The 25,209-nt window shown below is 65.4% G+C and carries 20 protein-coding genes and 2 tRNA genes; 11 read left to right on the plus strand and 11 right to left on the minus strand.

The features are described from left to right. The first annotated feature begins 61 nt into the window (after window positions 1–61). From ACYQ4W_RS13715 to ACYQ4W_RS13725, 3 genes are all read left to right on the plus strand, one after another. Complete coding sequence (locus ACYQ4W_RS13715; RefSeq protein ID WP_459857685.1) at window positions 62–1,825, plus strand: methyl-accepting chemotaxis protein; 1,764 nt, start codon at window positions 62–64, stop codon at window positions 1,823–1,825. Window positions 1,826–2,076: 251 nt separating this feature from the next. Next, window positions 2,077–3,846: a methyl-accepting chemotaxis protein gene (locus tag ACYQ4W_RS13720; RefSeq protein WP_459857687.1), complete on the plus strand. Its 1,770-nt coding sequence runs from the start codon at window positions 2,077–2,079 to the stop codon at window positions 3,844–3,846. A 229-nt stretch (window positions 3,847–4,075) separates the two neighbouring features. Next, window positions 4,076–5,839, plus strand: a complete 1,764-nt coding sequence (locus tag ACYQ4W_RS13725; RefSeq protein ID WP_459857690.1) for a methyl-accepting chemotaxis protein — start codon at window positions 4,076–4,078, stop codon at window positions 5,837–5,839. Between the two features lie 77 nt (window positions 5,840–5,916). Here ACYQ4W_RS13725 and tpx read toward each other — a convergent pair whose 3' ends face one another. The 5 genes from tpx to ACYQ4W_RS13750 all read right to left on the minus strand — a co-directional run bounded on the left by tpx (window position 5,917) and on the right by ACYQ4W_RS13750 (window position 11,076). Further along, window positions 5,917–6,435: a thiol peroxidase gene (gene tpx, locus ACYQ4W_RS13730; RefSeq protein ID WP_459857692.1), complete on the minus strand. Its 519-nt coding sequence runs from the start codon at window positions 6,433–6,435 to the stop codon at window positions 5,917–5,919. A gap of 120 nt (window positions 6,436–6,555) precedes the next feature. Next, entirely contained in the window at window positions 6,556–7,413 is an 858-nt protein-coding gene (gene mutM, locus ACYQ4W_RS13735; RefSeq protein WP_459857695.1) for a bifunctional DNA-formamidopyrimidine glycosylase/DNA-(apurinic or apyrimidinic site) lyase, read from the minus strand. A gap of 5 nt (window positions 7,414–7,418) precedes the next feature. Next, on the minus strand, window positions 7,419–8,696 hold the full coding sequence (locus tag ACYQ4W_RS13740; protein ID WP_459857698.1) for a ChaN family lipoprotein: 1,278 nt from the start codon (window positions 8,694–8,696) through the stop codon (window positions 7,419–7,421). 149 nt (window positions 8,697–8,845) lie between these two features. Further along, window positions 8,846–10,111: a phenylacetate--CoA ligase family protein gene (locus ACYQ4W_RS13745; protein WP_459857700.1), complete on the minus strand. Its 1,266-nt coding sequence runs from the start codon at window positions 10,109–10,111 to the stop codon at window positions 8,846–8,848. A 155-nt stretch (window positions 10,112–10,266) separates the two neighbouring features. Then, window positions 10,267–11,076, minus strand: coding sequence for an undecaprenyl-diphosphate phosphatase (locus ACYQ4W_RS13750; protein WP_459857702.1), 810 nt, complete (start codon window positions 11,074–11,076; stop codon window positions 10,267–10,269). A gap of 555 nt (window positions 11,077–11,631) precedes the next feature. Between ACYQ4W_RS13750 and ACYQ4W_RS13755 the strand changes: the two genes are divergently transcribed. The 4 genes from ACYQ4W_RS13755 to ACYQ4W_RS13770 all read left to right on the plus strand — a co-directional run bounded on the left by ACYQ4W_RS13755 (window position 11,632) and on the right by ACYQ4W_RS13770 (window position 16,247). Next, window positions 11,632–12,030, plus strand: coding sequence for a DnaJ family domain-containing protein (locus tag ACYQ4W_RS13755; RefSeq protein WP_459857704.1), 399 nt, complete (start codon window positions 11,632–11,634; stop codon window positions 12,028–12,030). 9 nt (window positions 12,031–12,039) lie between these two features. Further along, a complete protein-coding gene (locus ACYQ4W_RS13760) occupies window positions 12,040–12,237 on the plus strand; it encodes a DUF1737 domain-containing protein (RefSeq protein ID WP_459857706.1) in 198 nt (65 codons plus the stop codon). A gap of 8 nt (window positions 12,238–12,245) precedes the next feature. Continuing rightward, complete coding sequence (locus ACYQ4W_RS13765; RefSeq protein WP_459857709.1) at window positions 12,246–12,674, plus strand: hypothetical protein; 429 nt, start codon at window positions 12,246–12,248, stop codon at window positions 12,672–12,674. A 132-nt stretch (window positions 12,675–12,806) separates the two neighbouring features. After that, on the plus strand, window positions 12,807–16,247 hold the full coding sequence (locus ACYQ4W_RS13770) for a tetratricopeptide repeat protein (RefSeq protein WP_459857711.1): 3,441 nt from the start codon (window positions 12,807–12,809) through the stop codon (window positions 16,245–16,247). 373 nt (window positions 16,248–16,620) lie between these two features. Here the strand turns inward: ACYQ4W_RS13770 and ACYQ4W_RS13775 are convergent, their stop codons facing one another. The 4 genes from ACYQ4W_RS13775 to ACYQ4W_RS13790 all read right to left on the minus strand — a co-directional run bounded on the left by ACYQ4W_RS13775 (window position 16,621) and on the right by ACYQ4W_RS13790 (window position 20,790). Next, window positions 16,621–17,130, minus strand: coding sequence for a C40 family peptidase (locus tag ACYQ4W_RS13775; protein WP_459857714.1), 510 nt, complete (start codon window positions 17,128–17,130; stop codon window positions 16,621–16,623). Between the two features lie 18 nt (window positions 17,131–17,148). Then, the gene (locus tag ACYQ4W_RS13780) at window positions 17,149–17,700 is read right to left on the minus strand and encodes a BON domain-containing protein (RefSeq protein ID WP_459857716.1); all 552 of its coding nucleotides are present in this window, start codon (window positions 17,698–17,700) and stop codon (window positions 17,149–17,151) included. Between the two features lie 96 nt (window positions 17,701–17,796). Continuing rightward, window positions 17,797–18,855 carry an RluA family pseudouridine synthase gene (locus ACYQ4W_RS13785; RefSeq protein ID WP_459857718.1) on the minus strand — a complete coding sequence of 353 codons (1,059 nt, stop codon included), beginning with the start codon at window positions 18,853–18,855 and terminating at the stop codon, window positions 17,797–17,799. Window positions 18,856–19,107: 252 nt separating this feature from the next. After that, window positions 19,108–20,790 (minus strand): FG-GAP repeat domain-containing protein, encoded by a 1,683-nt coding sequence (locus ACYQ4W_RS13790; protein WP_459857721.1) that lies wholly within the window; start codon window positions 20,788–20,790, stop codon window positions 19,108–19,110. A gap of 189 nt (window positions 20,791–20,979) precedes the next feature. Here ACYQ4W_RS13790 and ACYQ4W_RS13795 point away from each other — a divergent pair, with 189 nt between their 5' ends. The 4 genes from ACYQ4W_RS13795 (at window position 20,980) to ACYQ4W_RS13810 (ending at window position 23,424) form a co-directional block, all read left to right on the plus strand. Then, complete coding sequence (locus tag ACYQ4W_RS13795) at window positions 20,980–22,353, plus strand: NOL1/NOP2/SUN domain family protein (protein WP_459857724.1); 1,374 nt, start codon at window positions 20,980–20,982, stop codon at window positions 22,351–22,353. Window positions 22,354–22,512: 159 nt separating this feature from the next. Continuing rightward, a tRNA-Val gene (locus ACYQ4W_RS13800) sits at window positions 22,513–22,588 on the plus strand. A gap of 12 nt (window positions 22,589–22,600) precedes the next feature. Next, window positions 22,601–22,677, plus strand: a tRNA-Asp gene (locus tag ACYQ4W_RS13805). 300 nt (window positions 22,678–22,977) lie between these two features. Then, a complete protein-coding gene (locus tag ACYQ4W_RS13810) occupies window positions 22,978–23,424 on the plus strand; it encodes a C-GCAxxG-C-C family protein (protein ID WP_459857726.1) in 447 nt (148 codons plus the stop codon). On the opposite strand, the gene ACYQ4W_RS13815 is transcribed toward ACYQ4W_RS13810, so the two are convergent. Further along, complete coding sequence (locus ACYQ4W_RS13815) at window positions 23,421–24,350, minus strand: LysR family transcriptional regulator (protein ID WP_459857729.1); 930 nt, start codon at window positions 24,348–24,350, stop codon at window positions 23,421–23,423. The genes ACYQ4W_RS13810 and ACYQ4W_RS13815 overlap by 4 nt on opposite strands. A 70-nt stretch (window positions 24,351–24,420) precedes the next feature. Next, on the minus strand, window positions 24,421–25,188 hold the full coding sequence (locus ACYQ4W_RS13820) for a DUF116 domain-containing protein (protein ID WP_459857733.1): 768 nt from the start codon (window positions 25,186–25,188) through the stop codon (window positions 24,421–24,423). Window positions 25,189–25,209: the final 21 nt, after the last annotated feature.

Here is a 25,209-nt window from a genome sequence, read left to right on the forward strand (position 1 = left end):
CCGCCGCAACCCATAGATTAAATCTATTCATTCAGAATCCCAACCCAAGGAGTCTCCCCCCATGTTCTCAACATTGCAGCTGCGGACAAAACTCATCACAGGCTTTTTGCTGGTTTCGATGATAACGCTCTTTGTCGGTATCTTCGGCGTGGTGAAGCTCAATCAGCTGAACGCGGCCGATACCATACTGTACAGGCAGGCCACCGTGCCCTTGGGCGAGGTCTCCGACCTTTCCACCGACATGCTTCGCCTGCGCCTCAACACCATCGAGGCTGTTGACGCCAAGCTGGAAAAGGATCGCCAGGCCAGCAGAGACGCCATAGCCAAGTTTCGTGAGTCCATCACCAAAGGTATCGAAGCGTTTGAAAAGCATCATCTGACGGATGAAGAGAAAACGCTTTTGACGCAGATGAAGGATTCCAAGGAAGCCTACTACAAGTTGGTGGACAGGGTTTTGGAATATGACGCCGCGGAAAAGGACGCCGAGGCCCAGGCCCTGCTCGCCGGCGAGGGCCGCACCTTGGCGCGTTCGTTCCGCGACGCCATCGACAAGACCATGGAAGTGAAGGTGCAGCGCGCCAAGGCCATCAGCGAGGACAACGACGCCCAGGCGGAAAACTCCGCCAAGCTCATGTACGCGCTGATCGCCCTGGGCCTTATGGGCTCCATAGGCCTTGGGCTGCTGCTCACGGCAAACGTCATGACCCAGCTGGGCGAAGATCCCGGCTACCTGGCCGAAGTGGCGGGCCAGATCGCCGGGGGCGACTTGGGCGTGGCCTTCAGGCCGCAAAAGAAGGAAGGCGGCGTCTATCACGTCATGCGCGGCATGGTGCAGACCATGAAGGCCAAGATCGCCGAGGCCGAGCAGAAGACGGCGGAAGCCGCCGAGCAGGCCCGGTTGGCGCAGATCGCCACGGATGAGGCCAACGAGGCCAAGGCCCGGGCCGAGCGCGCCAAGGCCGAGGGCATGATGCAGGCCGCGCAGCAGTTGGAGAAGGTCGTGGAGGTCATCAGCAGCGCGAGCGAGGAGCTCTCCGCCCAGGTGGAGCAGTCGAGCCGCGGCACCGAGGTGCAGAGCCAGCGCGTGGGCGAAACCGCCACGGCCATGGAGGAAATGAACGCCACAGTGCTCGAGGTGGCGAAAAACGCCTCCCAGGCGGCCGATTCATCGGCAACTGCCCGCACCAAGGCCGCCGACGGCGCCAAGATCGTGTCGCAGGTGGTCAGCGGCATCAACACCATGCAGAACGTCTCCCTGACCATGAAGGAGGACATGGGCGTGTTGGGCAAACAGGCCGAGGGCATCGGCCAGGTGATGAACGTCATTTCCGACATCGCCGACCAGACCAACCTTCTGGCCCTCAATGCCGCCATCGAGGCCGCCCGCGCGGGCGACGCCGGGCGCGGCTTCGCCGTGGTGGCCGACGAAGTGCGCAAGCTGGCCGAGAAGACCATGACCGCCACCAAGGAAGTGGGCGAGGCCATCAGCGGCATTCAGCACGGCACCAAGAAGAATTTGGAGAACGTGGACCGCGCGGTGCAGACCGTGGAGGAAGCCACAGGCCTTGCGCACCAGAGCGGCGCCGCCTTGCAGGAGATCGTCCATTTGGTGGAGGTCGCAACCGACCAGGTGCGCAGCATCGCCGCCGCGAGTGAAGAGCAGTCCGCCGCAAGCGAAGAGATCAACCGCAGCATCGAGGACATCAACCGCATCTCCAGCGAGACGGCCAGCGCCATGAACCAGTCGGCCCAGGCCGTGGGCGAGCTGGCCAACCAGGCCGGGCATCTGCGCTCGGTCATCGAGAAGATGAAGAGCGGCGCCTAAACCTCCTCGTTGCATCTGAAATTTACGTAGGCCGGGCGCGGCAGCACCCGGCCTACAGTACTGTAGTAGGGAATGCATTGACGCATTTTTTGTCATTGAATTCCAGAGAGGTTCGCGTGATAGTAGTTCCTATTGAGCCGGGTTGCGTTAATAAATAAAATACACTAGTGACAAGAAAACAACTAATTCGTTCCGTGTTTTTACTTGTATGGACCTTTAATTGTCTGGAATAAACTGAAGGTGGATCAGGCATGGCATCTCTCAGCTCGGTAACGCTCCGCACCAAACTGCTCATCAGCTTTTTGTGTGTGGCGCTGCTTACGTTGCTTATAGGAATCATTGGCACGACGAGAATTCACAAACTTGATGCCAATGATACGAAGCTTTATGAAAAAGTCACAGTGCCCTTGGGAGACATCTCGGATGTCTCCACGGCCTTCCAGCGCATTCGGGTCAACCTGCTTGTGGCCACACACGCCAAGGACAAGGCCCAGCTGGATGACGCGGTAAAGAGCATCGCCAAATTTCAGGGCATCATCACGCCCGCCGTCGAGTCCTTCGGCAAGACGCTGCTGACCGATGAAGGCCGGAAGCTGTATGCCGAGTTTTTGGAAGCCCGCAAGGACTATGACGCCATCATCGAGAAGGTCCTGTCCATGGCGGCGGCCGGGCAGGAGGCCGAGGCGACCGCCTTCATGCAGGGCGATGCCCGCAAGGCCTCCAGCCGGTACCAGGACGCCATCGACAAGCTCATGGACATCAAGACGGCACAGGGCAAGCTGTTTGCCGCTGAGAATTCGCAGGATGCGAGCTCCGCGGCCATGCTCATGTACGTCATCATGGCCGCGGCGTTCCTCGCCTCCGTCCTTTTGGGCCTGTTGCTCACCCGCAGCATCATGGACCAGCTGGGCGAAGACCCCGGCTATTTGGCGGAGGTGGCGGGCAAGATCGCCGGCGGTGACCTGCATGTGGTTTTCAAGCCGCAAAAGAAAGAGGGCGGCGTGTACCACGTCATTCAGGGCATGGTGAAAACCATGAAGGAGAAGATCGTCCACGCCGAGGAGAAGACCGCCCACGCAGCGGAGCAGGCCCGCCTGGCGGAGATCGCCACCACCGAGGCCAACGAGGCCAAGGCCCGGGCCGAGCGCGCCAAGGCCGAGGGCATGATGCACGCCGCCACGCAGTTGGAGAAGGTGGTGGAGGTGGTGTCGAGCGCCAGCGAGGAGCTCTCCGCCCAGATCGAGCAGTCGAGCCGCGGCACCGAGGTGCAGAGCCAGCGCGTGGGCGAAACCGCCACGGCCATGGAGGAGATGAACGCCACCGTGCTCGAGGTGGCCAAGAACGCCTCCCAGGCGGCGGAGTCTTCCGCCAATGCCCGCATGAAGGCTGTCGAGGGCGCCAAGATCGTGTCGCAGGTGGTCGCCGGCATCAACACCATGCAGAACGTCTCCCTGACCATGAAGGAGGACATGGGCGTGTTGGGCAAGCAGGCCGAGGGCATCGGCCAGGTGATGAACGTCATCTCCGACATCGCCGACCAGACCAACCTTCTGGCCCTCAATGCCGCCATCGAGGCGGCGCGCGCTGGCGATGCCGGGCGCGGCTTCGCGGTCGTGGCCGATGAAGTGCGCAAGCTGGCCGAGAAGACCATGGTCGCCACCAAGGAAGTGGGCGAGGCCATCAGCGGCATTCAGCACGGCACCAAGAAGAATTTGGAGAACGTGGAGCGCGCCGTGAGCACGGTGGAGGAAGCCACCGGCCTTGCGCACCAGAGCGGCGACGCCTTGCAGGAAATTGTGAACCTTGTGGAGGTTGCCACGGATCAGGTGCGCAGCATCGCCACCGCCAGCGAGGAGCAGTCCGCCGCAAGCGAAGAGATCAACAAAAGCATCGAGGAGATCAACCGCATCTCCACCGAAACCGCCACGGCCATGAACCAGTCGGCTCAGGCCGTGGGCGAGCTGGCCAACCAGGCCGGAAACCTGCGCACGCTCATTGAGAAGATGAAGAGCGGCGAGTAAGCTCGCCTTCCATCGCCTGCCAAGGCCGGACGTTTTAGGACGTCCGGCCTTTTTTTTTTGTTTTTTGCCGTGCACGAAATGTTTACAATCCGGGACTATTGTCTACGCAGTTTTATGCCGAATACACAAAGGAAAGCTGATGGCACATTGACTCAAACCATATAACTCGTGTACGTAGGAACATGGTTGCCCCCCCTTTCCCGCGCGTAGCCCTAACCCGGAGGTCCGCATGTTTTCGTCCATGAAATTATCGCTCAAGCTCAGCCTGGGATTCGGGGTGCTTGTGGCGTTGATGTTGTTGAGCGGCGGCATTGCGCTCAATGCGCTCAGTTCCCTCAACGCCAACACCGAACAGCTGGCGACCAACTGGCTGCCCAGCGTGCAGGCTGTGGGGAAATTCTCCCTCGCCGCCACCAATGTGCGCCGGGCGGAGTTGCGGATGCTCCTTCGCTCCGAACCCGAACACCGGGAAGAAGCGGAGCAATACTTGGCGAATTCCATTGCCAAATTCGAGCAGGCCCGGGCGGTGTACGTGCCGCTTATTTCCTCCCCGGAGGAAAAGGCTCTCTATGAGGAATTCGCGAAGGTTTGGTCCGATTACATGGGCGAGAGCAAGAAGCTGGTCTCTTTGGTCAGCCAGGGGAAAGTTGCCGAGGCCATGGCCGAAAGCGAGACTTCAAGCCGGAAATATCTCGGCTTGGCTTTGGACGCCGCGGAAAAGCTGGTGGTGCTGAACGCCAAGGGCGCCGATGACGAGTCCAAGGCCGCCGAGGCCACTTATGGCCGTGGCAGGACGCTCAGCCTCTCCATCATCCTGCTGGCGGGATTGCTGAGCGCGGGCATCGCCCTGGTGCTCATCCGGGGCGTCATGACCCAGTTGGGCGAGGACCCCGGCTATCTGTATGAGGTTTCAAGCCAGATCGCCGGCGGCGATTTGAACGTGGCCTTCAAGAAGCAGAAGAAGGAAGGCGGCGTCTACCACGTGGTGCAGGGCATGGTGCAAACCATGAAGGCCAAGATCGCCGAGGCTGACCAGAAGACGGCGGAAGCCGCGGAGCAGGCGCGCTTGGCGGGCATCGCCACCACCGAGGCCAACGAGGCCAAGGCGAAGGCCGAGCGCGCCAAGGCCGAGGGCATGATGCAGGCCGCGCAGCAGCTGGAAAAGGTTGTGGAGGTGGTGAGCAGCGCCAGCGAGGAGCTCTCCGCCCAGATCGAGCAGTCGAGCCGCGGCACCGAGGTGCAGAGCCAGCGCGTGGGCGAAACGGCCACGGCCATGGAAGAGATGAACGCCACCGTGCTCGAGGTGGCCAAGAACGCCTCCCAGGCGGCGGAGTCTTCCGCCAATGCCCGCGTGAAGGCCCTTGAAGGCTCAAAGATCGTGTCCCAGGTGGTCAGCGGCATCAACACCATGCAGAACGTCTCCCTGACCATGAAGGAGGACATGGGTGCGCTGGGCAAGCAGGCCGAGGGCATCGGCCAGGTGATGAACGTCATTTCCGACATCGCCGACCAGACCAACCTGCTGGCCCTCAATGCCGCCATCGAGGCCGCCCGCGCGGGCGACGCCGGGCGCGGCTTCGCGGTCGTGGCCGACGAAGTGCGCAAGCTGGCGGAAAAGACCATGGTCGCCACCAAGGAAGTGGGCGAGGCCATCAGCGGCATTCAGCACGGCACCAAGAAGAATTTGGAAAATGTGGAGCGCGCCGTGCACACGGTGGAGGAAGCCACGGGCCTGGCCCGCCAGAGCGGCGAGGCCTTGCAGGAGATCGTGAGCCTTGTGGAGGTCGCAACCGACCAGGTGCGCAGCATTGCCGCCGCGAGTGAAGAGCAGTCCGCCGCGAGCGAGGAGATCAACCGCAGCATCGAGGAGATCAACCGCATCTCCAGCGAAACCGCCAGCGCCATGAACCAGTCGGCCCAGGCCGTGGGCGAGCTGGCCAGCCAGGCCGGCAACCTGCGCACACTCATCGAGAAGATGAAGAGCGGCGGCTGAGCGCCGGAGCATATCGCAAGACAAAAGGCCGGGCAAACGCCCGGCCTTTTTGTTGTCAGGGAAGGAGCCGGGAGCGGTTAGGCCGCGGCCTGGGCCAGGGCGTTCAGCACGCCCGCGTAGAAGGGCTCGTCGGCGATTTCGCTCACCAGCTCCGCGTAGGTCACAATGCCGTTCTTGTTCACCACGAAGACCGAGCGGGCAAGCAGGCGCAGCTCCTTGATGAGCACGCCGTAGCCCAGGCCGAAGGAGGCCTCGCGGTGGTCGGAGAGGGTCTCCACTTTGTCGATGCCCATGGCGCCGCACCAGCGCTTCTGCGCAAAGGGCAGGTCCATGCTGATGGTGAGGATGCGCACGTCCGCGCCGAGCTTGGCGGCCTCGGCGTTGAAGCGCCGGGTCTCCACCGCGCACACGGGCGTGTCCAGCGAGGGCACGCTGACAAGGGCCAGGGCCTTGCCGGCGTAATCCGCCAGGGTGACGGGAGCCATATCGTTGTTGACCACGGAGAAGTCCGGGGCTTTTTGTCCCACCGTGATTTCCGGGCCGACGAGGGTCAGCGGGTTGCCGCGCATGGTGACGAGGCCGGGTCTTTCAAGCATGACGTTCCTCCGATTGGATCTGGGGGGATGATTGCGCTGAAGCATACGCTTGGCCGTTGCGAAAGGGAAGAGCCCGCAGCCATGCCGGGGCCGAACTGCGTAGCGGGCCGCGTATAATGGTTATCGGGGCGCGGGCTGGCACCGGGGGCAAAAGGTGCTGGTGCGCCCGGCCACGCGCATGGCGCGCATGGCTTCGCCGCAGGTCTGGCAGGCTTCGCCTTCGCGTCCATAGGCGCGGAAGTGGTTTTGGAAGGCCCCTGCGTCGCCGTGGGCGTCGCGGTAGTCGCGGATGGAGCTGCCGTTCTCGGCGATGGCTTGGTTGAGCACGGCCTGGACGGCGGCGAAGAGCGCATCGCGCTTTTTGGGCGCAATCTGGTCCGCCGGGGTATCGGGCCGGATGCCCGCGCGGAAGAGCGATTCGTCGGCGTAGATGTTGCCGATGCCCGCGATGACGCGCTGGTCGAGCAGCAGGGCCTTGATGCGCGCCCGGCCAAAGCCCAGGCGGCTGCGGAACTCCGCCGCGGTCATGGTCAGCGGTTCCGGCCCAAGACTTGCGTAAAACGGCCAGGAGTCGATGGACCCCGCGCCGCTGCCCGCCGCAAAGGCGTGCATGGAGCCGAAGCGCCGCGCATCGGCAAAGGCCAGGCGCGCCCCGCCGGAGAGATGCAGCACCGCGCGGGTGTGCCGCATGGCCATGTCCGGGGCGAGGACGAAGACCTGGCCGGTCATGCGCAGATGCACGGCGATGACCGCGCCGGTTCCGGCGTTTGCTGCGCCGGGGGGCGAGAGATTGAGCAGCAAGAGCTTGGCGCGCCGCCCCACGGATTCGATGCGCCGGCCCACGGCAAGGGCCTGGAAAGCCGCCGGGTCCGGCTGCAGGGCCACGGGGTCCAGCACCTCCACGCGCAGAATCTCGCGGCCCACGGCCTCCGGGGCCAGGGTGCGGGCGATGGTTTCGACTTCTGGAAGTTCGGGCATGGCGCTTACTTTGCCGCTGTGGGCTGCGTCGCAGGGGGGGCGACGGGCGCAGCCGCTTCCGGCTTTGTTTCCGGCTTGTGCCGTTGCGGACTCTGCTGGCCCAGGGGGCCGAGGTCCACTGTGTAGCAGGCGTTGCCCCGGCTGACGGTCAGCTTCAGGCTGGATTTGTTCTTGTACGCGTCGCTGCCCGCCATATGCAGGGTGGTGAGCGAGCGCATGCGGTAGCCGCCCGCGCGTGTGACCACGTCGCCGGGGCGCAGGCCGGCGGCTTCGGCGCGGCTGCCGCGCCGAACCTGGGTCACGACGACGATGGCGTCCTCGCCGGAGAGGCGGTCCTCCAGCACCATGCCCATGCGGCTTTCAAAACTGATGGGACAGTAAACGCGCACCTGGGCGTCCTCGGGGTCGAAGTCGTCGCCGCGCCAGGGCGAAATGAGCAGAATCTCCGCGCCGGGGTCCAGCACGCGGATGCGCCGGGCGATGCCCAGGCCGCCTTCCACATGCGCGGTGCCCGCCAGCATGGCCACCTGTTTGCCGGTGGCTTGGCGCAGGCGCACGGCCGCTTCGGCCATGGCCGAATCCCATACGCTCTGGATGAGCTGGAACCGGGCGATCTGCTTGGGATCATCGGCGTTGCGGCCCTTGGCGTGCTCGCTCATGACCTCGCGCAGGAAGGCCAGCTGCTCCGGCGCGGGCGCAATGATCCGCCTGGGCAGCAGCGCCTGGTCCTCGGACGAGAGGGCGGCCACGGGATCGCCTGCCGTGGCGTTGTCCATGGCCGCGGCGGAGAGCCTGCGGATGACCTCGGGCGGCACGTTGAGCCCTGCGGTCGGCAGCTTCCATTCGCGCAGGGCCAGAAACACGGGCAGGTAGCGCGGGAAGGGATGCCCCCAGGTGCGCGCCCAGTCGAGCCGGGCCTCCAGGTCCTCGGGCGCTATCTTGCCCGCCACGAAGTCCGTGAGCACGGCGCTGTTCTTGGCCGGAACCATCTCCAGCCCCACTGCCAGCCCTTGCTTGCCGTGGGCCAGCAGGGTCAGCACGCGGCGCTCGGCCTCATGGTCGCAAAGCTGGCCGTGGGCCTCGCCGATGAGCACGTACGTGGCGTTTTGCGCGCGCGTGAGCAGAGCCTCGGCCGGGAGGCGGTCGCCGCCGTCGGTCAGAAACTCGCCGGGCGCAGGCAGAAAGCTCACGGCCATGGGCTGATCCAGAGGGGCGGGCCTAGCGCACGCGGCCAGGGCCAGCATGAGGGCCAGCACGGCCGCGCCGGCCGCTTGGCTGGTCACGCGGGCTGTCAGTCGGGCGGCGGTTGAACGTGCTGTCAGGCGTGCGGCCAAACGGGCGGTCAAACGGGCCGCGCCCCGGCTTCTGCAAGCAGAGGCCAGGGCGCGGGAAAGGATGTCGGAAGGCATGGATGCTCCCAGATTGTTGCGGGCTAGTCCCAGGTGCGCTTGTCCTCGATGGGCTTGATCTGCGGGGGCAGCGTGCCGGGGGCGAGGATCTTGAGCGTGGGGCGCAGCTTGATCTTTTCGCGGAACATGTGCAGCAGCTCGTCCTCGCGCTTGAACGCGCCGGACTCGATGGACAGCACCATCTCGTCGATGCCGCCGGGATTGGTGACTTCGATCTGCCAGCGCTTGATTTCCTCAAAGCGGGCCATGACCTGCTCCACCTGGTGCGGGTAAACGAACATGCCCTTGATGCGGGCGGTGGTGTCCACGCGGCCCACGATGTTGCCCAGGCGCGGGCTGGTGCGGCCGCACTGGCAGGGCGCGCGGTCGATGTAGCCCAGGTCGCCGGTGGCCAGGCGAATGAGTGGGTAGGTCTTGTTGAAGGCCGTCACCACGATTTCGCCCACTTCGCCGTCCTTCAGGGGAATGCCGGTGTCGGGGTGGCAGATCTCCACAAAGGCGCGGTTAGACAGGTGCAGGCCGCACTTGTGGAAGCACTCGTAGCCGATGCAGCCCACGTCCGCGGTGCCGTAGCCCTGGCGCATGACGCAGTCGAGCTTCTTTTCCAGGGTGGTGCGCATCTTCTCGGAGAATTTTTCGCCCGTGACAAAGGCCACTTCGAGGAAGAGGTCCTTGCGCAGGGAGAGGCCGCTTTCCTCGGCCTTTTGGGCCAGGTGCAGCAGGTAGCTGGGCGTGCCGATGTAGCCGGTGACGCGCAGCTTCTGCATGATGTCGAGCTGGGAGCTGGTGTTGCCCGGACCGGCGGGAATGACCGCGCAGCCCAGGTTCTTCAGGGGCTCCTCAAACATCAGGCCCGCGGGGGCCATGTGGTACGGCAGGGTGATCTGGGCCACGTCGCCGGGGCGGAATCCCACGGCGTAGAAGCCTTCGGTCCAGCCCCAGTAATCCTCAAGGCGGTCCTCGGGATCAAAGATGGGGCCGGGCGACAAGAACACGCGGCGCAGCTCGCCAAGATCCTTGGTGAGCAGACCGCCCAGGCGCGGGCCCATGCTCTGCAAAAAGATAAGCTCTTTTTTCTTCAGAATGGGCACGTGCTTCAGGTCGGACAAGGCCTTGAACTTGTCCACGTTGAACTGGGCGCGGTCGAAACGCTTTTTCACGTCCTCGGAATAGCGGTAGGCGTACGACAAAAGGTCTTTGAGCTGAAGCTGATAATATTGGCGGCGCTCGGAATCGTCGAGCACCTCGCGACGGCTGTAGATGCCCTCGGTGCGGTCCTTACGGGTCATGTACTGAATCCTCCTGAAAGATCTAAGAAAAATTTGCGGGCGCTATTCGCCGAATAGCGCAGCCTAACGTATGGAATACGGAATTGCAAGGCCCAAGGCCGCGCCTGGGGCGCAGGACGCGGCCCTGCGGCTCAAGCCCTCATTTTGCGTGCGGATCAGCCCGGCCAGAACAGCCAGACCACCGGGGCCAGGACCAGCCGGTACAGGGCGAAGGGGCGCAGGGTCATGTGCGTCAGCAGTCCGATGAAGCCCTTGACCGCGGCCCAGCCGGCGATGAAGGACACCACGAAGCCCACGGCCAGAAAGCCCATGTCCGCGGAGTCGAAGAGCCGCCAGTTCTTCAGCATGTCGTAGCCCACGGCCGCGCACATGACCGGCACGGCGGCCAAGAATGAGTATTCGGCGGCGGTCTTGCGGTCCACGTTCAGCAGCATGCCGCCCATGATGGTGGCGCCGGAGCGCGAAAAGCCCGGCCACAGAGCCAGGCACTGGAAAAAACCGATGCCGAGCGCCAGCTTCGGGCTCACGGAATCAAGCCCGCCGATGCGGCGCACCCGGCTGGACTTGGCGGTGCGCGCCTCGATCACGAACATCATGAGCGCGCCAGCCACAAAGGCCATGGCCACGGTGCGCGGACCGAACAGGTGCGCCTTGATGGCGTGGTGCAGGGCGAAGCCGATGCCGAGGGCGGGCAGCGAGGTGAGGAACAGCAGCCAGATGCCGCGCGGACCGGAGAAGGGTCTGGCCGGGTCGGTCTTGAGCAGGCCGAGGAAGCGCTCGCGGTAGAGCACCACGACCGCCAGTATGGCGCCGAGCTGGATGGCGATTTCAAAGGTGTCGGCCTTGGGACCCGTGAAGTCCATGAGGTGGCCGGCCAGGATAAGGTGCCCGGTGCTGGAGACGGGCAAGAACTCAGTAAGGCCCTCCACGAGCCCCATGAGGACAGCGACATACCATGGTGCCATGCGGGGAGGGTACTCCTTGAGCGGGGAATTTGTCTTGGCGGATAAACAAAAAGGTTGTGCGCCGTTGCCGGGTTACCCGGCTGGCTTCCGTCCTTGCTTGGCTCGGACTGCGGAGCTCTTTGTTACGGCGCACTTTCCATGTTTTGTGCGAGGGGCGGCTCGATCCGCCAGATTTTTTGCGCTTTGCACACTGGCTCAACCTCCCTCCTGTTCTTTGTTGTATCGCCTGGGACCTGCGGTCCCTTACGACTTCAAGGTAAGCACTGCAAGCGCATTGTAAAGAGGCGAGCCGCATGGTCTGCCGCAGAACGCGTGAATTCTCTCACTGCGGCACGCCGCCGCGAGGGGGCGCATCCGGGCAGGCGGGCGCAAACCCCAGCGCAAGCCGCCGCGCGGTCCTTTCTGGCGTGCGCGACGTGCGTTCGGTCAGCCGCGCCGGCAGCAGAACCCTTGGCCGGTCTTGCGGCTGATTCAACATCAGTCCTGCCACTGTTGCAATGAGCCGCCCTGGCGGCGGCAGTTGACAATCGGCCCAGGGCATCGCACCATGCCCGCATGAGTCTTTCGTTGGCCTTCATCGAACAGATCGCCGAGGAGCGCATTAAAAAAGCCTTGGAGCAAGGGGAGTTCGACGACCTTCCCGGCCGGGGCAAGCCGCTGGACCTTGACGACGACGCCCACGTGCCGCCGGAGCTGAAGATGGCTTGGCGCGTGCTGAAGAACGCGGGCTGCCTGCCTCCGGAACTGGAGGCCGAGCGCGAGATCCACACCGCCCTTGAGCTGCTGGAGGCCATGACCGACGAGAGCGAACGCTACCGCCAGATGCAGCGCTTGAACCTCATGATCACCCGGCTGAACGAGACCCGCCGCCGCCCGGTGTTCATGGAGATGGAGCAGGTCTACTACGACAAGATCGTGGCCCGCGTGCCCGTCAACCGCACGCGCGACCGCTAGGAGCATGGCATGAAACTGTACCGCTACTTCACCGGCCCGGACGATTCCTCCTTTTGCCTCCGCGTGAGCGAGGCCCTGAACAAGGGCTGGGAGCTTTACGGCGGCCCCACCCTCACCTTCGACGGCACCCGGGTCATCGCCGGGCAGGCCCTGGTGAAGGAGACCCCCGGGCAGTTCAGCAACGACATAGATCTGTCCAAGGCGTAACCGGGCCTATGCGCCGAGCTTCATCCGCTTGTTTTGCCGCGTTGCTGGCCGTGTTGATCCTTTCGGGCTGCGGCAGGCAGTCCGCCACCCGCGACGCCGAGGTGCGGGAGCTGCGCGAGCGGATAGACCGTGTGGAGCGCGAGAACGCGGAAGAGCGGGCCCGCCTGGCCGAGGATCTTGGCGCCATGCGCGAGGACGTGAACACGCTGCGCGCCTCGCTGGATCAAGCCAATCAGCACTTGGCCACGCTTTCCGGCCAGGACCCCGTGGCCACCGGCAGCGCCAAGCCGGGCAAGTCGCCGCGCGCGGCTCTGCGCCAGTCCCTGCACGAAATGTTCGATGCCTCGCGCAACGCCCTGGACCGCCTGGGCAAGGGGCTCGACAAGTCTCTGCACCGCACCCAGACCCGCAACGCCACGGATGCGCCCGCCAATTAGCCGCCGCCGCGCATAATTTCGGCAGTTGATCCGGTCTGCAAGGGCCAGGATGGTGGACGAAAGCGCTCCCCTTGAGGCATAGTCCCGCCTGGCCGCCCCCGCCAGCCGGGGCGAGCCCCCAAGGAGAACCGCATGCGCGCCCGCGTGTCTTTTTCGAAGATCCCTTTTGCACCGGTTTTAATGCTGGCCGCGTGCCTGACGTTTTTCCTCGCCACCCCGGCCCGGGCCGATTCGCCGTACGTGCAGGGCCTGGAGCTCTACCGTCAGGGCAGATACGAAGAAGCGGTCAAGGTGCTGCGCGCCGCGCTGCCGCAAATGCAGGCGCCCGCGGCGGAGCACCCGCCGCTGACCAGCATGGCTCCGGCCACGCCTGCTCCCGTCACGCTGCCCGCGGACGCGCAGGAGTCGCCGCACATGCGCGCCGTGCTGGGCTTTGCCTTGCTGCGCCTCAACCACCTGCCCGAGGCGGAGGAGCAGTTCGACCTGGTGCGCCGCGACGCGGCCATGTCTCCGGTGGGTGTGCTGGGAGCCGGATGGGCGGCCTATGCCCGCGGCAAGACCTCGGCCTCCGTGCATCTGTTCAATGACGCCATCGCCAAGGCCGCTCCGCCCGCCGGGGCCGAGGCGCTGCCCGACATGCTGCGCGAATCCGTGCCCACGGATGCGCGGATGGCCCTGGGGCTCATCGCCCTTGGCCGGGGCAACCCGCAAGAGGCCTTGAAGCAGCTGGAGGCCGCGGCCAAGGGGCAGAATGTCCTCGGCTCGCCCAAGGAAATGTTCATCGCCCTGGGCGATGCGCGTGCCCAGAGCAATGACCCGCGAGGCGCCGTGGACGCCTGGAGCGAGGTCCGCACGCGCAGTTCACGCTTCCCCGGAGACGCCCCCCGCGATGAGCTCTCCCGTCTGAAAACCGCGCGGCTGCAGGAGTCCGGGGGCATGCCCACGGAAGCCCTGGCCCAGTACGCGGAGCTGAGCGGCGGCAAGTATTACAAGGGCGAGGCCTTGCAGGGCCAGGCCCGCACCCTGCTGGGCATGGGCCGCGCGGCCGAGGCTCTGCCCGTGCTGCGCCGCCTGGTGAACGAAGACCCGAATCTGGCGGATCCCCTGGAGAAGACCATCACCGGGGACCCCTTGCTGCGGCCCGTGCTCAAGGACTGGGGCCTGGCCTACTTCCACCGCGCGGACTATCAGGAAAGCCTGACCAAGCTCTCCCGCTACCTGGACGATGTCGATCCCAAGGACTTCGCCTCGCAGATGGGCATGGGCTGGAGCTTTTTGCGCCTGGGCCATTTGCAGCGCGCCTGGGACATGTTCAGCGAAGCCATGCAGCTCAGGCCGCAGTCCGCCGATCCTTTGGTGGGCGTTGCCGCCTCGGCCATGGCCCTGGGCCGCCCGGACGAAGCCCGCGACCTGCTGGGCCGCGCCTTGGCCATGGAGCCCGCCAACGCGGTGGCCTTGGGCACCCTCGGGCACCTGGAGCTCTCGCAGGGCAACACCCAAAAGGGGCTCGACAGCTTCCGCGCGGCGCTCAAATCCCGTCCCGATTACGTGGACAGCCGCCTGAGCGTGGCGCGCATTCTTTTCGACCGTGCGGAGTATGACGCCGCCGCCGCCGAGTTTTTCCGTCTGGTCACCCAGGAAAAGCGCTCCACCACGGGCTGGAACGGCCTGGGCTGGGCGCGCCTGCGCCTGGGTCAGTACGACGACGCCCTGGCGGCCTTTGCCGAGGCGCGCCGCCAGAATCCCAACCTGCCCGTGGGCGCGTACGGCATGGGCATCACCCTGGCGCGGCAGGGCAAGCCCGAACAGGCCAGCCAGCGTCTGGCCGAGGCCATCTTCCTCAACCCGGACTTTGCCGCCACGCCGGAAGTGTTGGAGCTCATGCGCTCGCGGCCGGAATATTCCGAGCTGTTCCTGGAAATGGGCGAAGCCTACGCGCGCAAGCTCTACCCCACCACGGCCGCGCCCTACCTGGAAGAATACCTGCGCCAGAACCCGAACAGCCGCCCGGGCCGCCGTTCCCTGGCCTGGGCCAGCTTCTGGGCCGGGCAGGAGGACAAGGCCCACGCCCTGTTCCAAACGCTCATCACCGTGAACAAGGACGACCCGGACGCGCACCTGGGCGACGGCCTGGCCCTGCTTTCGCGCGGGCACATGGACCTGGCCGAGCCGCATCTGCGCGACGCCGTGCGCCTTGATCCGAAAAATGCCCTGGCCTGGCGCGCGCTGGTGCTGCTGCTCAACCGGCAGGGGCGCGACAAGGAGGCCGTGGCCGCCCAGCGCGAGGCGCCCAAGTCCCGGCTGGAGCGTCTGGACCGCATGAGCGCAAGCGGGTTCGCCGCCCTTGGCGAGGGCCGCATGCGCGACGCCATGCGCGATTTCCGCCGCGCCGTGGTGCTCGATTCCGGGCTGGCCGCGCCGCACTACGGCCTGGCCTTCACCCTGGTCGAGCTGGGCGACACCCAGCAGGCGCGCGAGGAGCTGCTGGCGGGCATGAACCTCGACCCGGCCTATCTCGACGAGCAGGAACTCTCCCAGCTGATCTCGCAGCACGCCGAGCTGAACGCCCTGGCCGTGGACCTGAGCTGGAGCCAGCTGTACGCCTTGAATCTGCCCGCCGCGCGCACCGGGTTCGAGCGCATCCTCGCCACCACGCCCACCAGCATGGAGGCCCTGTTCGGCCTTGGCGCCACGGCCTACCTGCAGGCCGACTGGGCCTTGGCCGAGTCCTGCTTCGACAAGCTTCTGCCGCGCGCGCCGCTCACCTCGCCCTCCTGGGACAAGTGGAGCCACCTTATGGATAAGCTGGGCTGGAGCGCCTACCACCAGCACAAATACGACAAGGCCCTGCACGTTTTCGACTGGCTGCGCACCTTCCACCCGGAAACGCCCTATGCCTCGGCCTTGGGCGGCATGGGCTGGGCGCTCATGGGCAAGGGCCAGGCCCAGCAGGCCCAGGCGCTGTTCATGCGCTCGCTCAACATCTTCCCGCGCAACCTTACGGCCATGCAGGGCATGACCGCGCTCAAAAAAGCGCCGGAGACCGACGACGAGGACATGGACGACGAGCCGACGCCGGTGGTGCGCAAGTCCCGCAAGGGCAAGGGCTCCAAGGCCCGGCTTGAACGGGCCGACAGGGAGGACAGGGACGACCAGTCGGCCGCGCCGGAGAAACCCGGCAAGAAGTCCAAGAAGAAGTCCAAGAAGTCCCGCGCCAATGACGACGACGCGCAGGAAACCAAGAAGAGCTCGAAGTCCAAGAAGTCCAAGGCCAGCAGCGACGAGCAGGACGCGCAGGAGCCCAAGGCCAAGGGCTCCAAGTCCAAGGTGCGGGAATCCAAGGCCGAGGCGGCCAAGAGCCAGGATGAGGACGCCCAGGAAGGCAAAAAGGGATCCAAGTCCAAGGCGAAGGCCTCCAAATCCAAGTCCTCCAAGCACAAGGATGAGGACGTGCAGGAGCCCAAGTCCAAGAGTTCCAAGTCCAAGGTCTCCAAGAGCGAAACGGCGGAGCCGGAGGAAGCCAAGGCCGGCGCCTCCAAGAAAAAGCACAAGAAGAAGAAGCAGGAAGAATAGCGCGCGGCGCGCAGACCCGGCCGGCAGTCCTTAGTGAGACCGCCGGGTGGGGCCGCAGATCCTTTGATTTGTTGCTTAGCCGATTTGTTGATTCGCCTACTCGTTGATCCGCCACGCCGCAGCATCGTGGATGCGCGCAAGAAGACCGCCCGGGTTGAACCATCGTTCAGCCCGGGCGGTTTGCGTTATGGATGAATACAGGAAGGATAGCCCAAGCGCTCTGCGCGGAGCCCCCGCAGCATTGCGGGCAATGAGCCGGGCAGCTTCGGCAGCATGGGGTTGCAGCGCGTCCGTCGTCAGCTTGTACCGTTGCGCGGTCCCGGGGGCTGGTGTGCTTCAGGCGACGGCGCGCAGAGGTCCTCTTGCCTGTCCCCTACCCGTCTTGGCGAACCACGCGCCGGGCGCCGATGAAGCGCTCGCGCCAGTATGGCAGGTCCATGGAGTCCTCGCGCACCTTGCCGCCCTGCCGGGGGCTGTGGATGAAGGTGTTGCGGTCCGTGGCGATGCCCACGTGCATGTTCTTGGGGTTGCCGCCCAGGCGGAAGAACACTAGGTCGCCGGGGCGGATTTCTCTGCGGTTCACGGGCTGGCCGACCTCGAACTGGTCGGAAGACATGCGTGGCAGCTCCACGCCGATTTGCCGGAAGGTCCACCAGGTGAAGCCGGAGCAGTCGAAGCCCGCCTGGGGGGAGTCGCCTCCCCACCTGTAGCGCACGCCGGTGAGGGCGCGCGCGGCGGAGACCACGGAACTCTTGCCCGCGGCGGGCATGCCTGGCGCGGGCTCCGGTGAAATGTGCGCGGGCGCGCAGCCGCCGAGCCCCCAGACCAGGAGGCCCAGGACGAGCAGCAGGCCTGCCCGGACGGAATTGCGACGGTCACACATCACTGCGTCCCTCCGCGTTTACTTGATGATGCGCACGAGGTTCTGCACGGTGCGCACGCCGCCCACGCTGTTCACGTGGCGCACGATGGCGTCGGCGTCGCGCTGGCTGGCCACCAGGCCGAGAATGACGGCGTTGCACTGCACGGTCTTCACGTCCACCTGGGTGGACCAGATGTCGGAATCCTGCACAAGGGCGCTCTTGATCTTGGCATAGAGGGCGATGTCGTCGGTGGTGCCGCAGGTGGGGTCGTCGCGCTTGGGGAAGGGCACAACGCTCACCTTGCGCACGCCGGCGACCTCGCGCGCGAGCTTGACCGCGCGCATCTTCTGCGAGTCCGCCTCGAATTCGCCCACGATGTACACGGTGCCCAGGTACGAGTTCACGGAAACATCGCGCAGCTTCACTGTGTCGTCGCTGATGAAGCGCGCGCGCACCGAGGATTCGATGCGGCCGTCGTCCACAAAGGTGCCGATGTCGCGTTCGTCCACGGCGGCCTTGTACATGGTGCCGCAGCCGGTGAGGCTGGAAAGGGCGAAGAGACAGAAAAGAATCAGGATATTACGGCGCATGGATGATGCTCCTGGTTAAGTGCGTCAGAAAATGGACGGGAATGGGGCAACACGCATAGGAATAAGCAAAAATGAGGCCAGCGGGTTCCTGGGGCGCTAGTCTTCTGCCTGGGCCGGGGTCTGCTCTGTCTTCTGTTCTGGCGCAAGGCTGGCGCGCAACTGCTCGACGAGCCGCTCCGGCAGGGCGAAGGGGCCGGTCCAGTCCGGCAGGGCGAAGAGCGCGCGCTCCGGCAGGCGCAGGCACAGGGCGTGGAGCAGCATGGGCACCCCGCGCACTTTGCGGCCGTAAACGGCGTCGCTGATGACCGGATGCCCGCGCAGGGAGAGCTGCACGCGGATCTGGTGGGTGCGGCCGGTGAGCAGGCGCACAAGCAGCAGCGTGGCCTGGCGTTTGCGCAGCACGGGCCGCACCTCGGCCCGGGCGGTTTTGCCCTCGCCCTCGGCCGCGGCAAGCACCTTTTTCCGGTCGCCATTGCCCTTGGCCTGTTCGGAAGCCAGATCCAGCCGGTCCAGCTGGTCTTCCATCATCTCCGGCCCCTTGCCGGGCCATGGCCCGTCCACCCAGGCCAGATAGGTTTTAAAGACGCCTCTGGAGGCGAACAGGTCGTTCAGGCGGCGCAGTTCGGCATAGGTCTTGGCCGCCAGCAAGATGCCGGAGGTGTCCTTGTCCAGCCGGTGCGTCAGCACGGGAACAAAGGATGCGCCCGCATACAGCGCCTTCAGCCGGTCGGCCACGGAGTCCTTGTGGCGCGTGCCCGCGTGTGAGCACAGGCCCGCAGGCTTGAGCACGGCGACATAGCCGGGGGATTCGAAAAGCAGCTCCAGGCCTGGTCCGGTTTCGGCGGGCCCGGCGTTTGCGGAGCCAGGAGCGCCTTGTGCGCCTGGAGCGGATGCTGGAGGCGGGGTCTGCTTCGCCGCGGCGGAGTTCAGCGTGCGCGTCAGGGGCGGCACGCGCACTTCCTGTCCGGCGGTCAGGCGGAAGAACGGTTTCTTGCGGCCGCCGTCCACGCGCACCTCGCCCGTGCGGATGATGCGCAGCAGGGCGGAACCCGGCACCTCGCGCCCCAGGCGGCGTTGCAGGAACTGCAGCAGCTTTTGCCCGGCTTCCTCCGGACTGACGAGCAGGGGCGCGCGTGGGCCTTGTGACTGCGGCAAATCCGCTTGCTCCAGCCCGGCCGGTTTCGCCGCTGACGGTTTCTGGGCTGCGGGAGGTGGACTTGCCATGTCCGCGGCGCTGCCCGCAGGAACCAGAAGGGCTCCGCCGGAGGCGCTTTCGCCGGGCTTGCCGTGTGCCTCTGCGTGCGTCTGGGCATCGTGTGCTGGGCGAGTGGGGCGGGGCATGGTGGAGACCTTGGGCGGGGGTGAGGCGGGGCCGGAAGGACGCGCCTTCCAGCCCCGCGGGCAAGACTATTTTCCGGTGTTCAGGTCGTAGGTGACGATGACGGTCTTTTCGGCGCTGGCGCCAATGGCTCCGGAGTAGCTGTTGAGGCAGACCACAAGCTGCTTCTTGCCGTCGTTCTTCAGGTCCTCCAGGGCCAGATCGACCACGGTGCCCTTGATGCGGCGGGTCTTCCAGGCCAGGCTCATGCCCACGCCGTCCCAGAACAGCGAGTGCACTTCGCCCTGGGAGAAGCGGCGGAACTTCTTGAAGATCTGCGCGGCAACGGAGATGTCCTTGTTGGCCAGCAGCTCATACTTGCCGTTGGTGTCGAAGGCCACGGGAATCATGCGGATGGGCACGTAGTAGAATTCCTCCACGCCCGTGTCGCGCCGGCCCATGTCCATGCCCGGCAGCCGCTCGTCGATGATGATGTAGTTGTTCGAGCTGTTGTAGCCGTCCTCTTGGGTGAACTGGGCCTCGAGGTCCGGCGTGAAGGCCTTCATGTAGTTGTACTCGTTCAGCACAACGATCTTGAAGCTGTTGCCGTCGGGCAGGTAGGCGAAGTTGAAGAGGTTTGCGATGGAAGGCAGGTGCAGACGGCGCACGGGCTGCAGGCTGCCGTTCTGGTAGAACATCTCGTTCACGCCGGCTTCATCGAAGGGGGCGTGGCTGCCCTTGATCTGTCCCAGCAGGGTGGGCTGGTAGGTGGGCGGAATGCGCACCACCGAGAGGTAGATCTTCTGCGGCGGCATGAAGTTTTCAAACTTGCCGTTGCTGTAGCTCAAAATGAAGGTGCGCGGAGTGGCGTTGCCCTCGGGATCGTCCAGGCCGGAGGCGATGATCTCGGCCTTGCCGTCGCGGTCCAGGTCGAAGATGCTGATGCGCAGAAGCTTGATGCGCATGCCGAGCTTGTACTCGCCGATGGGCTTCAGGGTGTTCTGAAAGAACTCGTAGGCGTACAGGGTGTTCTCGCCCGCGACGATGACGCGCTGCTTCTTGTCGCCCACAAAATCGCCCACGGCCATGCCCACGGAGGCGTAGCGCAGGCTTTGGCTCTGCCAGCGGCCCGGAGTCTCGGCGCCGCCTTCGTAGCGGAACTGCGGGTTCATGACCGGCCCGCCGGCGTTGCCCATGGGGGCCTCGCCCGTGTCGCCGACGACAAAGTCGGAGTTGCGCGGCACAGGCATCTTGGACTGGGCCTCGGCGCGGGCTTCCTTGCGCTCGGCCACCTTGGCGTCTTCGCCGGGGCGCTTGAAGACCTCGGTGCGGGCGTCGTTGCTCAGGCGCTCCAGGGCGGGCAGCAGACCTTCCATGGGCACCCGGGACGACTTGGTCCAGGTCTGGCCCTTGCGGTCGTATATCTTGAGCTCCACGTTGATCTGCTTGTCGGCGTCCTGGAAGTCCAGGGTGCCCACCACGAGATATTCGACCCCGATGGTGGCCATCATGGCCTGAGCGTCCACGGCGCCGCTGGGCAGCTTGCCTCCCACGCGGGCGATCTTGTCCGCGTCCACGGACTCGAAGTAGCCGAGCCACGTGAGCCGGCTGGATACCGGGGACTGTGCGCCCTTGCTGAGATACTGGAATTTGTCGCTGTTGACCTTGAAGGGCAGCACGGCGAAGGGGCGCGCGCTCTGGGCCTGCGCCAAGGCCGGAACGGCCAGCACGAAGCACAGCAGCAGCAGAGTGGAAAGACGTTTCAGGGACATTGAAGATCCTCCTCAAGGGGGGCGATGGGTTTGCTCTTTCAGCGGGAGCTTCCCGCGTCTGGGCGCTTAAATAGCATCATCAAATGCGCCTTGCAAAAGAAACCTTGGGACGTCGGTTCGTGGGCTGGAGCGGAAATCTTTGCCATCGGCGCGTTGCCAAGGCACCCGCATGCGGGCTATGGGCCATGCATGCAGAGCCGAACCTTTCGCATCACCACCGGCCCGGACCAGCAGCCTCTTGTGGAGGCCCTGCTGCAAGCCCAGGGCTTCGTCTTCAGCCCGGAGCCCTTTTTCGGGGCGGCGCGCCGCCTGGAACACGAGCCCTTTCCTCTTGGCTCGTCGCTGGCCGCGGCCTTCGGCCTCATCTACATCCAGGACCGCTCGTCCATGCTGCCCCCGGTGTTTCTGGACGCGCGGCCCGGCAGCGTGTGCCTGGACATGTGCGCCAGCCCCGGCGGCAAAACGGGCATCCTGGCCGGGCTTGTGGGGCCGGATGGCTTTGTGCTGGCGGCGGAGGCCTCGCGCGAGCGCCTGGCCACGCTGCGGCAAAACCTGCGGCGCATGGGCGCGGTGAACGCCGCCACCATCGGCGTGGAAAGCCAGCATCTCGCGCTTGCCCCTGGCAGCTTCGACGCCATTTTGCTTGATCCGCCGTGCAGCGGCTGGGGCACGGTGGACAAGAACCCCCGCGTGCTTGAGGTGTGGACGCCGGAAAAGGCCGAGACGCTGGTGCGGCTGCAACGCCTGCTGCTGGCGCGCGCCGCCGAGCTGCTCAAGCCGGGCGGGCGGCTCATGTACTCCACCTGCACCACCAATGTGCGCGAGAACGAGGAGCAGGCCGCCTGGGCCCTAGAGACATTGCCGCTGGCCATAGACGCCCTGCCGGAGCCGGAGGGCTTTGCGCCGGTTCCGCTGGCCCTGACAGGCCTGGACGGTGTTCTGCGAGTGGGCTGTCAGGACCAGGGGGTGGGGGGAAAACCGGGCGGCATCGGCCAGGGCTTTTTCCTGGCGCGCTTTCAAAAAGACGCGGCCCTGGCGCAAGAGGTTACAGCCGCGGGCGGACATTCCGCGCCATTGGGCGGCCAGGCTTTGACAGGGCGCGAGCTTGACCAGGCCTGCGCGGCCGGGCTTGCATTTGACGCGCTGCCGCCGGGCGAGGTGCGCGAGTTTGGCGGCAAGGCCTATTTTCTCCATCAGGCGGCACTCGACCTTTGCGAACGGGCCGGGCTCGGCGGCGAGAACCAGCGTTGGCAGGGCTTTCTGCTGGGGCAGATGCAGGGCGGCCGCTTCGCCGCCGCGGCGCGGGCGCGGGCGCTTATGCCCCGGGCGCAGGCGCTGCCTGCCCCGCAGCGTCTGGATGTGGACGACCCCGCGGTCATTGTGGACCTTCTGGCCGGGCGCAGCCTGGAGTCTTTTGCGGAACCAAGCGGCCAAGGCAAGAAGCGGCGCGGCAAAGATGCCGGCGCGCAGGCCGGCGGCGGCCTGGTCGGCCTTTATTTCCGCGGCTTGCCCCTGGGCTGGCTTACTCGCAAGGGGCGTCGGCTGCTATGGTCCGACCGTTGAAGCGGCCAGAAAATTGCGCTTGAATGAAAGTTTTTGCAAAAAACCTTTGACAGCCGAGCCCGATGGTGGCAAAGCAATTTCTCCGTGGCGGGCAGCCAAGGAAAGCGCAACCGGGACAGCTCCTGGAAACGTTTTTGAACAGGGCGCCTGAGATACTCCGGGCGGATAGCTCAGCTGGAAGAGCATCGGCCTTACAAGCCGGAGGTCACAGGTTCGAGCCCTGTTCCGCCTACCACGATAACAGTGCGGAGCGGTAGTTAAGTTGGTTATAACGCCGGCCTGTCACGTCGGAGGGCGCGAGTTCAAGTCTCGTCCGCTCCGCCAGCACTGTCAGGGCCGAACTCGAAAGAGTTCGGCCCTTTTCGTTTGCGCCCGCCCTTTTTGACGCTTTTCCCCGATTAGCCCGCGCGCATCCGCAGTGACAGCGCGACGAAAACCTGCGCCGCCGCTCCCGCCTGGTGTCTGCTCACCTTGCCGGCGGCCGCAAGGGGCAGGGAACACCAGCACTGATCGCATATTCCGAACACCCCCTTCGATTCAAATCGTTCGCCAGCCATCTTGCCTTTGGGATATTGCCGCCTTGATCCGGCTTTCATGTCCGGCAACCGCAGCAAGGAGCAGAAAATGCCGCAAAGTCTTGAAGACAGCATCATCGGCAACATGGCCTCGGGATATTTGTGTTCGGAAAGCGTGCTCAAGGGCGCGGCCGATCGTCTGGGCATCACCTGGGATCGGCTGCCAGCCATCGCCACCGGGCTTGGGGCGGGCATAGGCGGCACGGCCAACGTTTGCGGCGCGCTTACGGGCGGGGCCATGGCCCTGGGGCTTGTCCACGGCCGCAACGGGCACGACCAGGACTTTCTGGCCTGCCTGGCGATCACTCAGGAGCTTGTGGAAGGCTTCAGGAGCCATTTCGGCAGCATCGCCTGCAGAGACGTTCTCGGTCTCGACATCAGCACCGAGGAAGGCCGCAACACAGCCATAGCGAAGGGCTTTCTCAATCTGCCCTGCAAGGACTGCCTCGCCTTTGTGGCGCGCTATCTTGCGGAGAATCTGACGCCGGTGGGCTAGTCCGCTCGCCTGTCCATGGGCCGCTCCGCCGCAGGGGCGGCCTTGTCCCAGGCGTGCCGGAACAGCTCCATGAACAGCAGCAGCGACGGCGACAGCCATTTTTCGCGGTGCCAGAGCATCTTTACAGGCAGCGTGCCGGGCAGCCCCGGCAAGACGAGTTCGCTCAGCGCGCCCGACTCCAGCTCCTGCCGGAGCACCGCGCGGGGCGCCACGGCGCAGGCTCCGGGAACGGCCAGCAGGGACTGCCGCAGGGCGTCGAGACTGCTGAAGTCGATGCAGACGCATCCGGGCTGGCCCTGCTGGCGCAGGAGCCCCTCAAGCGCGCCCCGCGCCGAGGAATCCGACGAGGCGCAGAGCAGCAGGCGGCCGCTGAGGTCCGCGCTGTTTATGCCGACCGGGCCGGAACCCCAGTCGGCGGCGTTTCCGGCCAGCAGCAATTCCTCGTGGCCGATGACTTCGGCAAAGCAGTTCTCCGCCGCCTTGGCCTCGCCGATCAAGAAAGCCAGATCAAGCCCCTTTTCCAAATACCGCTGGATGTTGTGCGTTGAGCTGCCCCGCAGGCGGATGCCCACAGTGGGGTGCTCTTGCCGGAACCGGGGAAGCAGGGCCGGAAAGCGGTGGGCGGCCAGGGTCTCGGGCATGCGCACCGTCAGCAGGCTTTTGCCGGTGTGCTCGCCAGCGGCCGCGGCGACGCTCTCCTGCGCAAGGTCCAGCAGCTTCAGGGCGTAGGGAAGAAAGCGCCGGCCCGCCTCGGTGAGGCATATGCCCTTTTCCAGACGGTCGAAGAGCTTGAGCCGCAGCTCCTCTTCAAGGGCCTGGATCTGCGCGGAAACCGTGGACGGCGCATAGTTGAGCACGGCCGCAGCGCGGCGGAAGCTCAGCAGTCCGGCAACGGAGGCGAAGGTTTTGACGTTTCTCAGTTCCATGGAGTGCGGAGGGTTTGTTGGACGGCTCGCAGGTCTTGCGTCCCGGCGGTCTGCGGTCGGGGTTGCGCGGCTACGCCTTGAGGAAGCGCTTCAGCGCGGCCTCCAGGCTGCCAAGGGGCACCGTGGTGTCCAGGCAGGGGCCGAAAGGCCGCTCGTTCAGCACGCCGAACACCGGCAGCGGGTACGTGTCCTGAATGCCGCTGGAGAGATCGCGGTAGCAGGCCACGGCGATGATGATGGCCGGGCGCTTCTGGGTCACGATGCGCCGGGCGATGGTGCCGCCCGTGGCGATGGCCAGATGCACGCCGTAGCGGTCGCGCAGCTCCAGCAGGCCTGTGATGGGGCACTTGCCGCAGCGTTTGCAGTTGTCCATGTCATAGGTCAGCCGCATGTCGCAGCGGCTGTTCTGCAGGCAGTGGGGCATGAGCAGCAGGATCTTGTGCGCGGGGTAGCGGTCCAGTTCGCGCAGCACCAGCTCGTTGTTCACCTTGATGAAGGATGTGTGGATTTCTTCCTTGGAGAAGCCGAGGGCGCGGCCCAGCAGACTCATGAGGGGCAAAAGCAGCTTGATGGTGAGCCCGCGCACGCGTCCCGTGAAGGGCAGCGGTTTGGGTAAAACGATGCTCAGCAGCAGGCCCAGGCTGGCCCACAGCACCAGCGCCAGGGCAACAGCGACAAGCACGCCGAGGATGTGCGGCGCGTATGGGTGCAGGTTTTTGAGCCCGATGTAGGGGATGACCCAGAGCAGCACCAGCAGCGCGCAGACCAGGGCGCAGGCGCCCCCGATGAGCCCGATGAACAGCCGCTTGCGCGAAGTGCTGTTGCTTGTGCCGTCCACGCGAGTCCTCCGTCCGGGGGC

It is taken from the genome of Humidesulfovibrio idahonensis (genome assembly GCF_054657715.1).

Bases quoted from the DNA above. Each gene is read 5' to 3' on its own strand.
- ACYQ4W_RS13715 (WP_459857685.1), top strand. From the start codon at position 62: ATGTTCTCAACATTGCAGCTGCGGACAAAACTCATCACAGGCTTTTTG.
- ACYQ4W_RS13720 (WP_459857687.1), top strand. From the start codon at position 2,077: ATGGCATCTCTCAGCTCGGTAACGCTCCGCACCAAACTGCTCATCAGC.
- ACYQ4W_RS13725 (WP_459857690.1), top strand. From the start codon at position 4,076: ATGTTTTCGTCCATGAAATTATCGCTCAAGCTCAGCCTGGGATTCGGG.
- tpx (WP_459857692.1), bottom strand. From the start codon at position 6,435: ATGCTTGAAAGACCCGGCCTCGTCACCATGCGCGGCAACCCGCTGACC.
- mutM (WP_459857695.1), bottom strand. From the start codon at position 7,413: ATGCCCGAACTTCCAGAAGTCGAAACCATCGCCCGCACCCTGGCCCCG.
- ACYQ4W_RS13745 (WP_459857700.1), bottom strand. From the start codon at position 10,111: ATGACCCGTAAGGACCGCACCGAGGGCATCTACAGCCGTCGCGAGGTG.
- ACYQ4W_RS13750 (WP_459857702.1), bottom strand. From the start codon at position 11,076: ATGGCACCATGGTATGTCGCTGTCCTCATGGGGCTCGTGGAGGGCCTT.
- ACYQ4W_RS13755 (WP_459857704.1), top strand. From the start codon at position 11,632: ATGAGTCTTTCGTTGGCCTTCATCGAACAGATCGCCGAGGAGCGCATT.
- ACYQ4W_RS13760 (WP_459857706.1), top strand. From the start codon at position 12,040: ATGAAACTGTACCGCTACTTCACCGGCCCGGACGATTCCTCCTTTTGC.
- ACYQ4W_RS13765 (WP_459857709.1), top strand. From the start codon at position 12,246: ATGCGCCGAGCTTCATCCGCTTGTTTTGCCGCGTTGCTGGCCGTGTTG.
- ACYQ4W_RS13770 (WP_459857711.1), top strand. From the start codon at position 12,807: ATGCGCGCCCGCGTGTCTTTTTCGAAGATCCCTTTTGCACCGGTTTTA.
- ACYQ4W_RS13775 (WP_459857714.1), bottom strand. From the start codon at position 17,130: ATGTGTGACCGTCGCAATTCCGTCCGGGCAGGCCTGCTGCTCGTCCTG.
- ACYQ4W_RS13780 (WP_459857716.1), bottom strand. From the start codon at position 17,700: ATGCGCCGTAATATCCTGATTCTTTTCTGTCTCTTCGCCCTTTCCAGC.
- ACYQ4W_RS13790 (WP_459857721.1), bottom strand. From the start codon at position 20,790: ATGTCCCTGAAACGTCTTTCCACTCTGCTGCTGCTGTGCTTCGTGCTG.
- ACYQ4W_RS13795 (WP_459857724.1), top strand. From the start codon at position 20,980: ATGCAGAGCCGAACCTTTCGCATCACCACCGGCCCGGACCAGCAGCCT.
- ACYQ4W_RS13810 (WP_459857726.1), top strand. From the start codon at position 22,978: ATGCCGCAAAGTCTTGAAGACAGCATCATCGGCAACATGGCCTCGGGA.
- ACYQ4W_RS13815 (WP_459857729.1), bottom strand. From the start codon at position 24,350: ATGGAACTGAGAAACGTCAAAACCTTCGCCTCCGTTGCCGGACTGCTG.